General features: G+C 45.0%; 9 protein-coding genes. 3 read left to right on the top strand and 6 right to left on the bottom strand.

Annotated elements, in window-relative coordinates; all coding sequences use genetic code 11:
• Positions 1–25 precede the first annotated feature (25 nt).
• Positions 26–1,693, top strand: a complete 1,668-nt coding sequence (gene ettA, locus CSH93_RS11275) for an energy-dependent translational throttle protein EttA (RefSeq protein WP_100643323.1) — start codon at positions 26–28, stop codon at positions 1,691–1,693.
• A 96-nt stretch (positions 1,694–1,789) separates the two neighbouring features.
• Here ettA and CSH93_RS11270 read toward each other — a convergent pair whose 3' ends face one another.
• The 3 genes from CSH93_RS11270 to radA all read right to left on the bottom strand — a co-directional run bounded on the left by CSH93_RS11270 (position 1,790) and on the right by radA (position 7,201).
• On the bottom strand, positions 1,790–3,214 hold the full coding sequence (locus tag CSH93_RS11270) for a sensor domain-containing diguanylate cyclase (RefSeq protein ID WP_100643322.1): 1,425 nt from the start codon (positions 3,212–3,214) through the stop codon (positions 1,790–1,792).
• Between the two features lie 128 nt (positions 3,215–3,342).
• Complete coding sequence (locus CSH93_RS11265; RefSeq protein ID WP_240615577.1) at positions 3,343–5,589, bottom strand: GspE/PulE family protein; 2,247 nt, start codon at positions 5,587–5,589, stop codon at positions 3,343–3,345.
• A 244-nt stretch (positions 5,590–5,833) separates the two neighbouring features.
• Complete coding sequence (gene radA / locus CSH93_RS11260) at positions 5,834–7,201, bottom strand: DNA repair protein RadA (protein ID WP_100643321.1); 1,368 nt, start codon at positions 7,199–7,201, stop codon at positions 5,834–5,836.
• Between the two features lie 155 nt (positions 7,202–7,356).
• Between radA and CSH93_RS11255 the strand changes: the two genes are divergently transcribed.
• On the top strand, positions 7,357–9,864 hold the full coding sequence (locus CSH93_RS11255) for a PilZ domain-containing protein (protein ID WP_100643320.1): 2,508 nt from the start codon (positions 7,357–7,359) through the stop codon (positions 9,862–9,864).
• Here CSH93_RS11255 and serB read toward each other — a convergent pair.
• Positions 9,858–10,886, bottom strand: coding sequence for a phosphoserine phosphatase SerB (gene serB, locus CSH93_RS11250; protein WP_240615576.1), 1,029 nt, complete (start codon positions 10,884–10,886; stop codon positions 9,858–9,860). The genes CSH93_RS11255 and serB overlap by 7 nt on opposite strands.
• A 145-nt stretch (positions 10,887–11,031) precedes the next feature.
• Here serB and CSH93_RS11245 point away from each other — a divergent pair, with 145 nt between their 5' ends.
• The gene (locus CSH93_RS11245; RefSeq protein ID WP_100643318.1) at positions 11,032–11,682 is read left to right on the top strand and encodes an AhpA/YtjB family protein; all 651 of its coding nucleotides are present in this window, start codon (positions 11,032–11,034) and stop codon (positions 11,680–11,682) included.
• On the opposite strand, the gene CSH93_RS11240 is transcribed toward CSH93_RS11245, so the two are convergent.
• Both CSH93_RS11240 and pdxH read right to left on the bottom strand, forming a co-directional pair.
• Positions 11,665–12,456, bottom strand: coding sequence for a TatD family hydrolase (locus CSH93_RS11240; protein WP_100643317.1), 792 nt, complete (start codon positions 12,454–12,456; stop codon positions 11,665–11,667). The genes CSH93_RS11245 and CSH93_RS11240 overlap by 18 nt on opposite strands.
• Entirely contained in the window at positions 12,429–13,070 is a 642-nt protein-coding gene (gene pdxH, locus CSH93_RS11235) for a pyridoxamine 5'-phosphate oxidase (RefSeq protein WP_100643316.1), read from the bottom strand. Before pdxH ends, CSH93_RS11240 begins: the two co-directional genes overlap by 28 nt.
• Between the last annotated feature and the right edge of the window lie 3 nt (positions 13,071–13,073).

Genomic DNA, 13,073 nt, shown 5'->3' with positions numbered 1-13,073 from the left:
TAAATTCACAAAAATGAGAGCATAAATGTCGCAGTACGTTTACAGCATGCATCGTGTAGGCAAAATCGTCCCACCCAGCAGGCATATTCTTAAAAACATTTCATTAAGCTTCTTCCCTGGCGCCAAGATAGGCGTATTGGGTTTAAACGGCGCTGGTAAATCAACACTACTTCGCATCATGGCCGGCGTTGACACTGATATTGAAGGTGAAGCGCGTCCACAACCGGGTATTAAAATAGGTTACTTACCGCAAGAGCCAAAACTTGATGAGAGTAAAGACGTGCGCGGCAATATCGAAGACGCTGTAGCTGACGTCGTACACGCACTCAAGCGAATTGAAGAAGTCTACGCTGCCTATGCCGAAGAAGGTGCCGATTTTGATGCGCTAGCGAAAGAGCAAGGCGAGCTTGAAGCCGTTATTCAAGCAAAAGATGGCCACAATCTTGAAAATGCACTAGAGCGCGCCGCCGATGCGCTTCGCTTGCCACCATGGGATGCCGATGTATCAAAGTTATCGGGTGGTGAACGCCGTCGTGTTGCCTTGTGCCGCTTACTACTGGAAAAACCAGATATGTTGTTGCTCGACGAACCGACTAACCACTTGGATGCAGAATCGGTCGCATGGCTAGAACGTTTCTTACATGATTATGAAGGTACTGTAGTGGCCATCACCCACGATAGGTACTTCCTTGATAACGTTGCGGGTTGGATTTTGGAGCTTGACCGTGGAGAAGGTATTCCATGGGAGGGCAACTATTCATCTTGGTTAGAACAAAAAGAAGCACGTTTGGAGCAAGAAGAGCGCACCGAATCAGCACGTCAGAAGTCGATTAAACAAGAGCTGGAATGGGTACGAAGTAACCCGAAAGGTCGTCAAGCAAAAAGCAAAGCGCGTATGGCTCGATTTGAAGAGCTCAATACCGGCGACTACCAAAAGCGTAATGAAACTAACGAATTATTTATACCCCCGGGTGAGCGCTTAGGTGACAAAGTATTAGACATCAAAGGATTGAAGAAATCATACGGTGATCGCGTACTGATTGATGACATGAACATCAATGTCCCCAAAGGGGCTATCGTTGGTATTATCGGGCCCAACGGTGCGGGTAAATCAACCTTGTTCCGTATGATCACAGGGCAAGAGCAACCTGATGAAGGGGCTATTGATTTAGGTGACACCGTGCAAATAGCCAGCGTTGAGCAATTCCGTGATCACATGGATGGCAATAATACTGTTTGGAAAGAGATTTCGGATGATCAAGATATTATCCGAATTGGTAACTTTGAAATTAATAGCCGTGCGTATTGCAGTCGATTTAACTTTAAAGGCACCGATCAGCAAAAATTCATCAAAGATTTATCGGGTGGTGAACGCAATCGTGTGCACCTGGCGAAATTGTTGAAGGCCGGCGGCAATATGTTACTGCTGGATGAGCCAACCAACGACCTTGACGTTGAAACCTTGCGAGCACTTGAGAATGCGCTGCTTGAATTCCCGGGCTGCGCCATGGTTATCTCGCACGACCGCTGGTTCCTAGACCGCGTTGCAACCCACATTCTAGACTACCGAGATGAAGGTAAAACGAACTTCTTCGAAGGTAATTACAGCGACTATGAAACGTGGTTGAAAGACAACTTTGGTCAGGATGTAGTTGAGCCTCATCGTCTCAAATACAAGCGTATCAGCAAGTAGTCATACTTCTTTCTATGGCGATCTATCTCCTAGATCGCCCTATTTGACTACTTTACAACAGGCCTGTAGGACTGCTTTCACTATCGTATTATTGTTTTATTCTGTTGGTTCGTAGAAAGTGTAACGGTTACGTCCATTTTTCTTTGATTCATACAATGCGATATCAGCATTAGCAAGGTGCTTTGACATCTGTTGCGATGAACTGCCAGTGGTTACTCCAAAGCTCGCAGTAAAATTGATTGTATTACCTTCGTAATAAACCGTCGTCTGCGACAATTTATCTCTAGCACGCTCGATCAGCGATTTACATGAAGAGACCGGTAAATCGTGGAGCAATAGCACAAACTCTTCTCCGCCCCAACGACATACGGTGTCATCACTCCTCACCACTGAAGTGAGAATATTCGCCGTTTCCCGCAGTACTTGATCGCCGGCAACATGTCCGTATTGGTCATTGATTTGCTTAAAGAAATCCAGATCCACGATCGCCACACATATATTCCGAGAACGACGACTAAGCTGATGGTAACGACGTTTCAAGTAGTTTCTATTGACCAACCCTGTTAATGGGTCTACTTCAACATCGCGCTCGAGCTTGCGTTTGTACACGATAAACGCACTGAACATCACGGTTAGCAACACGATAATGACAGACGAAGCTAAGAGTGAGTTGACAATATAAGTTCGAGTTAATTTAGCCTGACGAGTTTCTAACGGCATCAGCAACAATAAACGCCAACTAAGTTGGTCTATATCGATCTCAGTGATCAATACGTCTTGATCGTTTAACTGTACAATCTCACTGTCTAACTCATTTAAATCCTTATCACCATCAGTGAACCACGGCAGAGAATCTAACGGCGGAATAAACTCCCCAGTAACGATCAAATCAGGTAATGAGGAAAGCATCACTTGATTGTTTTCATTTACAAATAAAAAATCATAGCCGTAGGTTTTTTTATACTCGGCAAATGAATCAACGAACGACTTAATCCGCTTTCCTACACCAACAAAGCCTAGAAATTCGCCATTATCGCCAAGGATTTTCACGTCAAAAAATAAATGTACATCCCCCACTTGTCCTAAGTCTGCGAGGATATGCTCGTCGCTCTTTTTGGCTGCAAAATACCAATACACTTTTCCTTCTATAAGCTCAAAACGTCTACCATCTGACATTAACTGCACGCGCTGATTTTCAAGTGCCACAAAGAACGTTAGGTTAAGTCGCTTTTCCATGCGAGCAAGTTGGGCAATAAGCTCTTGTTCATCAAACTCATTACTTTGGATCAGACTTGAAAAATCAATGGATTCGGCGAAGGTTTCCGCAATATGTAAGGGCTTTAGTAACTCCTGATTCACAAGGGAATAGACGGGACTTACTGCTTGCTGCTGTATCCGGCTTTGTTCGGTAACAATATTGTTTATTGCGATATATCCGGTTGATACGAATACCACAAATAATGTTAGCAGTATTAATGTGAGTAAATTTTGAAACTGTTTACCCTTTAATGCCTTAATCAAGCAAGACTCCCACCGGCGTCAGCTAGACGCAACATACTTTGCTCTTTTTATGATAGTACAAAAGCGTCTCGTTGCCTGTCTAAAATTGATCAAAAAGGACAGGTCGGGTATGTCAATACTTACTAACGCTACACCGTCATGCCCAATAAAAACCGAACTTGTTTCATATCGGTATAGCCCAACAGCGCTTTGTAAATGGCGTCTTGATGCAAGAATCTTAGGCCGTCATTGTAAGCTTGTTCGACCAAACGATCACTTGGCTCACGGTTAATAACCTGACGTCGCAATTCATTCGTCATGGTCAATAACTCATGAACGCCTATTCTGCCTTTATACCCCGTTTCACCGCATTGTTCGCAGCCCACCGCTTCATACATTGTGTCGACCTTGTGCAATTCCAGCTCATCAGCAAAGCGCTCTCCATACATAATACTGATCATATTCTTGTCTTCTTCAGACAAGGTCACGGGTTGTTTGCAATTGTGACACAACACTTTCAATAAGCGCTGCGCAAGGATCCCTACGCACGCATCAGAAAAGTTGACTGAATCTATGCCCATATCAATCAAGCGGGTAATCGATTCGACCGCGGAATTTGTGTGCAGCGTCGACAATACTAAATGCCCTGTATTCGACGCTTCAACCGCGGCCTTTGCTGTTTCTTTATCACGCATTTCACCAATCAGAATGATGTCAGGGTCTGAACGCAAAAAGGAGCGCAATGCGGTTGCAAAGGTAAACCCTATTTTAGGGTTTACTTGCACTTGTTGAATTCTATTTTGCGTGATCTCAACAGGGTCTTCCGCGGCCCAAATGGATTTTCCAGGTTGATTCAGAACTGTCAAAATAGAGTGCAATGTGGTGGTTTTGCCAGAACCGGTTGGGCCTACCACAAGAAAGATACCGTGTGGCGCCCGGATCACGCGTTCAAGTCTTGCTCTAACATTAGGATGAAGGAATAAATCGTCTATCGACTTAGCATTCGCGTTAGAGAGTACTCGCATTACAATGGCTTCGCCGCCAACTGTAGGAACAGTTGCGACACGGATTTCGCATTTTCGGCCAGACGAGATAAACGACAATTTCCCATCTTGTGGCAATCGTTTTTCCGCTACATTAAGATTCGCCATGATTTTAATCCGCGCAACGATACCATCGTGCTTATCCCGCGTGATTCGATTGATATCGCGACAATCCCCATCAATTCGATAGCGGATCAAGGTAGGACCATCAACCTCCGGTTCGATATGAATATCAGAGACTCCCTGTTTAAGAGCATCTTCAAGCATTGTCGAGACAAATTGAATATTGGCCGGCGCATCGTCATTTATCCTAACACTGGCTAAATGCCTTTTCGGTGTAGCCCTTCGTTGTACTCGAGGCGTAGACATCTCTCCTGACGCATGAGCAGCGAACGTTTCCGCGCGTAAATACTTTTCAATATGCTCGGGCAAACTAACGGCAACTTCACACTTATCAAGTCCCAAGACTGATTGAACTTCTAATATCAATTCAGCATTGTTCGGTTTTCCCATTAACATGATAGGAATATGTGACTTGTTAGCAATCACCACGACTTGATTGCGAAGGGCGTACGACATGTTCAAGGAGTTTTCAAATTGAGGCACATAGTAGTCTTCGGGCGCATAGGAGATATAAGGAACTTGATAAAACATCGACAGCGACCTGCCAATATCCTCATCACTTATCTCCAACTTATGCTTTAAATGCGCGACGAGAGCCCCTAAACCAACATATCGTTTACGGTATTCGTCCAATTCCTCATGAGTTAAAAATCCCAAATTCACTAAGTAATCTAAAGGGCCTAAAGTGCCGCCTATTTCATGGTGGTATTTCATACCCAATAGCTTTGCAATATCAGTCGCAAGGGCTAAATCTTCCTCGTTGAATACATCATCTTGCTTATTGAGAACTTGCAAAACGCCGAGCACAACACCTGCATGCACTATAGGTACACACACTAGGTTAGTGGTGTGAAAATCACTCATTTCATCAAAATGATTATTGAACTGTAAACGAGGATGAATGCCCCGGATCACTTCATCATCATACGGATCTTCGACAATGATGGAACGCTGTGACGTTGCCACATACCCCGCGATGCTTTGCAATGTAAGTGGTACACTGATGCTTTCCAATTCTTTGCCTGTTTTCAATTGTGACACCAGTTCATGTTGGTGTAACTTGCGTTGGAAAATGCTCATCCGCTCCGCATTCAGCAGTCTCAAAATAATGATTTCAATATTGCGGTAGCCTTCAGACAGGGAAAGTTGCGAGTCTAGAATTTTTCGCACCTCTAGGATCATGCCGATCTGGTACGGGATATTGTCTGCAGAATTTTCTAATATGAGCATAACTTCCACCTTGAACTTCAGGCCCTAAATGCTTTGCGCTCACGTAGTAACATACAAGAACATTCACACAAGGCCTTAAGGTACCCATAAATACGCTGAGATTGTTTACATCGCAGCAATACATCCAAGACTAGTACATATCGGTACAAACGGGTAAAAATGTAGCAAAAAGGATACAGATACAGCCTAAAATCGGCGACTTCAGTGCCAAATACTGATGAGCGCCAATATCTGAGATACGCTTTTAGGTTAACGCTTCAATGGCTTCTTCCAAACGCTTTACACCAATAACGTCAATTCCTTGTATCGGCTGTTTGGGTCGGTTGGCAAATGGCACGATTGCACGTTTAAAGCCATGCTTAGCGGCTTCAGTCAAACGCTCTGTGCCATTCGGAACTGGACGTATTTCTCCGGCCAATCCCACTTCACCAAAAACGATTAAATCCCGTGCGAGAGGTCGATTCCTAAAGCTCGACACCATAGCGACTAATAAGGCCAAATCGGCGCCGGTCTCACTAACACGTACCCCCCCCACTACATTGGCAAAAACATCTTGATCATTCATTTGTATATTGCCATGTCGGTGTAATACAGCGAGCAACATCGCTAATCGATTCTGCTCCAATCCCACCGCGACTCTTCTGGGATTGTTAAGCTGGGTGTAGTCAACCAGCGCTTGGAGCTCTACTAGCAAGGGGCGCGTACCTTCCCAAACCACCATAACACTGCTTCCAGGTGACTCTACATCGTGACGGTTTAAAAAAATGGCCGACGGATTTTTTACCTCTTTTAAACCTGTCTCCGTCATCGCAAATACGCCCAGTTCGTTGACCGCACCAAAACGATTTTTGTGACTTCTAAGCGTTCTATAGCGATTGTCGCTGTCGCCATCCAGCATCATCGAACTGTCGATACAGTGCTCCAATACTTTAGGGCCGGCTAAGTGTCCCTCTTTCGTCACATGCCCCACTATAAACATGGCAATGTGGTTTTGCTTGGCGAAACGCGTTAAGAATGCAGCGCTTTCTCGCACTTGCGAAACGCTCCCCGGTGCCGATTGCACATCGGCCACATGCATCACTTGGATGGAATCGATTACCATCACTTGTGGTTTATGCTTTAACGCTAAATCGCAAATCGTATCGACGCTAGTTTCTGACAGAAGCGATAGTTTATCCTTAGGCAAACCTAACCGATCCGCGCGCAATGCAACTTGTTGCAAAGATTCCTCGCCGGTCACATACAAGGTATTCATCGATTGAGCGAGCGCGCACATGACCTGTAGTAACAAGGTACTTTTACCCGCTCCGGGTGACCCGCCTATCAACATAGCGGCGCCGGGAACAATCCCTCCGCCAAGCACTCGATCTAACTCTTGGAACGACGAAGAGAAACGCGGTAGATCGGTCAACACAATCTCGTTTAGGGGCGTAATTTGTGCTTGCGTTTGTCCCGCATAACCACTTAGATTACGGGAACCGGAATGATTGCTGGGTGCCAACACGACCTCTGAGATGGTGTTCCATGCGTTACAATCGTTGCATTGACCTTGCCATCGCGGGTACTCCGCGCCACAGTCAGAACAAACATATGCGGTTTTTCGTTTAGCCATGAAATCTCACGTTGGTTTATTTCGGTTTTATTGCCCAGTGAAAAGAATTTAGCTATGTCACTGGTGTAGATGAATAATTTGCCGATAAAGATTACAGGATTTAATCCCGTTGCTCTATCACATTTGTTTTAAAGGCAGCCTATTTAACAAGCATAATGAGCCCAGATATAAAAGAATACAGTGACCTGATTGAGCGATTGAAACCCATGATCAATGAACCTGAATTTAATCAGGTTCTCAATCAGGTTGCGAGCCATCTAAGCCGAGACAGACGCTTTCTATTAAAAATGGAGCTCAAGCGTTTGGCGCGTCCGTGTATCCGTGTCATCGATTTACGCGGCAAAGTAGATGGCGAGTGTGAGCTTTATGAACATGAAGGACGCCAGCATTACTTAGACAGCATCGCTCGCGAAGCATTTGAACAACAGGTGCGCATATTTGGGCAATACACACTCGGCGTATATGAAGCTGTGCATCGCACTGAAAACAACTTAAAGTTGATGCGAGAAGAAGCTGAAAACGCTCCCCTTGATGAAATCACGACACAAAAACAACCGTCTGAACGGTACATTGCGCCATTAACCACTTTAATGGCCTATCCAAAGCGTGACGATGAACGCATGAATTATGCGGTTGCACTGGAGCTATTCACTGAACACAACAATAGTGTTCTAGCCACCAGTATCGATATTTCTCGCTCGGGTATGCGAGTAAAACTCAATTCAGACTATTTGTTTAAGCCTAACGAAAAGCTATCTGTCTACTTTCGCGGCATGGAAGCAGAATATGCGTTGGACAAGCGTCACGGTATCAGTTACCAAATCGTTGAAATTGAGCGTATTCAAAAAGAACAGCGTCTGCGTTTAAAGCGCTTAGCAGAAGACAAAAATCCTCAATTCGACGATTTCTTAGAGAAATTTATTCACGGTAACAAACGTCGTTACAAAGTGAATATGGACAACACCTTGGCTGCCATCAAAAGCAAAACGTGCGAGCAGTATTACACCCCGCGTTTTCCTTCGCTGCCGATTTTTATCGACTGCATAGAAGAACGCTATATACCGCGTTACGCCATGCTCAATGACGCTAATCGAAACACCATACAATATTGGACTGACGAATTAGACAAATTCCGTATTGGTTATCTGTGTAACCATGATCGAGTTGCCAATATCGCTGAAGCGCCGCAGGGCCAGCGCGAATGCTTTGTCTTTACCTTTACGCACGTAAAAGATGGCAAAATTTACTATTATTCGGCCAGTATGGATGAACTTGATCGTCACCACAGTTTACGTTCTGTATTTCTCGGCTTCGGCGCTCGAAAAGTCAGTTGGCGAGTGTTTAAACTTCAGTTGACCGATGTTACGCCTGAGCAAGCCCATGTGCCGTTGTCGATCCCAGATTCAGTCAGTGACGCGGTAAAACGTCAAAACAACCCACCGGCCCCCCGCTTAATGGCGAGGCTGAAAAATTTAAAACATATTTTATTAGTCACCGACGTTACCTCTGAATGGGGTCAGCAGTGCTATGAGCGACAACCGATAAAGCGTTCTGAATTAGCCAAATTGAAAATATTCGGTCACCCGCGCAATAAGCCACCTGCAGATGTAAAGACCTTCCGTTTTAAATATTTGGAACAACGTGTCGAGACCCGTTACCAATTGCGCTCACGCGTTGAAATTCAATTTGATGACATCACATTATCGGGAGTCAGCGAGGATGTCTCAGTACAAGGGCTTCGCATTGAGCTCGATAGCTTTTTTCATGGTGACATTAACAGTCGTATTGTCTTAGCATTTCCTCATCTGCAAAAAATCACCAAGAAATACTCGCTAGACAACCTAAAATACCGCGTGATCAATATCAGCAATGATCGCAACGTCCTTCATCTAAAGGTCATTAACGAAGACGGTAATGTGGCTAAATTGTTCTTCGAAGATTTAATAAAACATAATAAAAGCCGCATGAAGGCTTACGCAGATGATGAAGAAATTCCAGGCATTGGTCATGCTCTGCGCTGTATGTATGCGAAAAATGTCGAGAACATTGCCTTTTTCATTCGCAAAGAACAAGGCCAATATGTGCCTGACACAGTAATTGATCATGGACAAAGTTCCCGCATTGCCAAACTTGGTGAGCAATTCGCGGAACCCGGACAATTTAACCTTGAATTTTTGTATCGTGACCGCTCAAGAGAATATTCATTTATTCAAGAAGCAATAACACAATTGCGAATTGAACCGAATCCATTGCACCGTGAGTTATTTATCGCCTTTAACCCGACAGCAACCGAATTAAACGAAGCAATTAAGCCTCGCTTTGCGGAACAGTTCCTCGACAACACTCAACGGGAACAATTTATCCATAGTGCGCTAAGAAGTGGACAATTCATTGCTTTACATGTGTATATGGCACTCACAGGAAGACCCGATTTAGAACTGCTGCAATCAGAGTTTAACTACGTCAGTGTTTATGCCATTCACCGCGCCAAAGAGCTGGAAGAGCAACTTTGGAATATCGGAGCAATGGGTAACCTCATTGATATCACTGATGAAGTGATGTACCGGTACGGTTTTAATAGCCAGCAAATCAGTGATAATTACCGCTCGCCCAGCAGTATAGTGGTCGAAACCGATAATATAGAGGCATTGTTGCGTCAGTAACGCAAATACATTAACGCAGTATCAAGCCCACCCCACTGGATATTCGTATCAGCTTGTTGTTGAACGATAGGTTTAGCTTTAAAAGCGACGCCTAGCTTGGCCGTATTCATCATAACTAAATCGTTTGCACCATCACCCATTGCCACCGTTTGCTGTGGTGAAATTTGCCATTTTTGTGCCAGCGACGATACCGTTTCAGCTTTCACATTAGCATCCACTATTCGGCCCTCGACCTCTCCGTTCAATGTATTGCCTTCAAGTGCCAATACGTTTGCAACCGCATCATCAAGACCAAAGCGCTGACGTAAATGGTCGGCAAAGTAGGTGAACCCACCTGATGCGATTGCAGTGCGCCAGCCCTTTTGCTGTAGTACATTTAACAATCGAACGAGACCCGGCATAATCGGCAGTCGATGCTTTATCTGTTGCAGTGTTTCCACAGGTAGACCTTTCAAACAAGCCACTCGCGAACGCAAGCTTTCAGCGAAATCAAGCTCTCCGCGCATCGCCCGTTCGGTAACCTCAGAAACAGCTTCTCCTACACCAGCAAGTTTCGCTATTTCATCAATACATTCGCACGCAATAACCGTACTATCCATGTCCATCACCAAAAGACCTGGCTGGGCAAGAGTCGGTGCATTAGCTGTTATCGAAAGATCGATACCATAACGCGTCGCAATCGACATCACTAGTTGCTGCTCGCTTTCACTAAGCGCTCCCGATAACGGAAAAACAAGTCCAACTCTCGCTACGTTAAAATCACTTAGTGGGTGAACATAAAATCCGGCTATGCTGCAAATGTCAAAGATCTCACGATAAATTTCGCTCACCAAAGCCCAAGTCGGCGCATCAATAACGACGTGCAACCAATCCAATGACTGCCTCGCTGATAGGTCCTTACAGGATTTCCAAGCGCCAGACTCGGTCAGAGTGAAAAACATGTCGCCAATCGATGGTTCGACCATAGATTGAAAACTAACGTAGCTGCAAAGCTCATGCTCTGACTGGAGAGAAAAAGTCACTAAATTGTCGACATTCACTGCTATAAATTCTAAACAAATCGCTGGTTTAGCAGAGTCTACAGAATGCGCATGTAACTTGAAACAACCCTTGGCAATTATTCTTGATTAGCTTAATGTGATGTCTTTGTTTTGCGGAAGTTGATGTTTGGCTATAAAAACCCACAGCACCTATACCGTCTATAAGCGTATAGCGAACTTATTATTAATCACCATAGGCGTAGCTGTTGGTGCAAACTTGTGGTGGGTAAACAAAACACAAACAACACAATTTTATTCAGTACAAGCCCAGCAATTAGGTAGAAGTCTAGTCCAGCAAAAGGCCCTAGACTTGACACATTTTGTCGAAGAGAGTGACTCTACATCGCTTCAACTATCGCTTGAGCAGTTATTGTCAGATCCGCATGTAACAGCAGCCAGTATTTATGATTTCAGAGGGAGAGTGCTAGCTAACGTTGGCTATAAAGATGGCTTTGTCGCTTTCTTCAAACAGCAAAAACAGTCCCCCCTTACCTTTGTTGCCAATATTGAAAGAACATATTCGTCCTTGCCGGAGAGTGAATCGTCAGATACAACTAACCCGGAGAAGCAAATCATTGGCTACCTGCAAGTTGAACTTGACCCTCAAAGTGTCATGGCACATCACAATAAGTATCAAGAACAACTCAACAAACAACGCATTGTATTTATGATACTTGCGGCTTTAGGCGCACTGTATATTACACGAGCGTTCTACAAATTACGGTTTCGCTTTCATAGACAATTACGCGCCAAGCAACGACTAGGCAAACAGCGCTAGATAATTATTGCTGGTCTTTTGACACACTGTAGTGAAATCTTCCTCAAGCAACTCTGACACTGTACGCGCAACCTTTACGACTTGCGCAGGCGTATTCCTTTGCCCCTGAAAACCACACAGCGGCATATCGGGCGAATCGGTCTCTAAGACAATCGCGTCCAAGCCTATCTGGCGAATCGCGTCTCGTGTTTTTTGCGCACGTGGATATGTAATAGTGCCGCCGATACCTAATAGAAATCCTCGCTCAACATATTGCTTGGCCAAATCTATCGATCCGGAGAAGGCGTGAATAATGCCGCGCCCAACAAAACGTGACTCAGATAAGCGTTGATGAATGAGATGGTGTGTTTTGCGTGCGTGTACTATCAATGGCTTTTGATGATTTTGCGCCAACTGAACATGACGCTCAAACACCGCTAGTTGACGTGCTATATCGACTACAATGACAGCATCTAGCCCGCATTCCCCCACTGCGCTAATGGATTGGGTATGCTCACTCAGCAATGCATCAAGTCGCTGCAACTGAGTCGCCAAATCCTGTTGTGATATGCTATCCAAGAAATAAGGGTGCAACCCCAACGAAATGTCGATTTCCGGCTGTTGTGCGGCCGCTAATAATGCGTCCCATCGAGACGCAATGGTACCGGGAATATGCATACGCATAACACCGGCAGCCTGCGCTGCTTGCATGACCGCATCACGGTCACTGTCGAATGCGTCTAAATCAAGGTGGCAGTGACTATCGATTAGGGCATTAGGCGCTGTGTTTGCCATTGGCCTTCTAAATCGAGCGTATATTCAAACCGATCATGCATACGGTGTTCGCCTCCTTGCCAAAACTCAATGAGGTGTGGTTTAACTCGATAGCCTCCCCAAAAGTCTGGCACGGGAACTTCTCCTTCGGCAAACTTCTGCTTTAACTGTGAAAACTGGGTCATTAACAGTTCACGCGTTGAGATGGGCTGACTTTGTTTCGATGCCCATGCTGCCAATTGGCTCTCTTTTGGCCGAGATAAAAAGTATTTCGCCACGGCACTGCGCGATAAAGGTATGGCCTCACCGCACACGCGAACTTGCCGTTCCAGTAAGTACCAAGGGAAATGCAGTGAGATCTTAGCGTTTTGCTTGAGTTCTCTGGCTTTACGGCTGCCAAGGTTTGTAAAAAACACAAAACCTTCATTGCTGACATCTTTGAGCAGTACTATGCGCTGTGATGGCTGTCCGTGTTCATCCACTGTTGCCACAGTCATTGCGGTAGGATCAGGGATTTGACTGTCAACCACGTCTTTTAACCAGCGGTTAAACAAGTCTATCGGATCGTTAGTAAGATCCTGCTCAGTTAAACGCCCTTGCTTGTAACTTCTACGAATACTCGCCAGATCGCTCATATT

This window comes from Neoalteromonas facilis (assembly GCF_002807665.1).
Lineage (GTDB): Bacteria > Pseudomonadota > Gammaproteobacteria > Enterobacterales > Alteromonadaceae > Alteromonas_E > Alteromonas_E facilis.
Note: the sequence above shows the minus strand (reverse complement) of the source record. Positions and strands in the feature narration are given on the sequence as shown.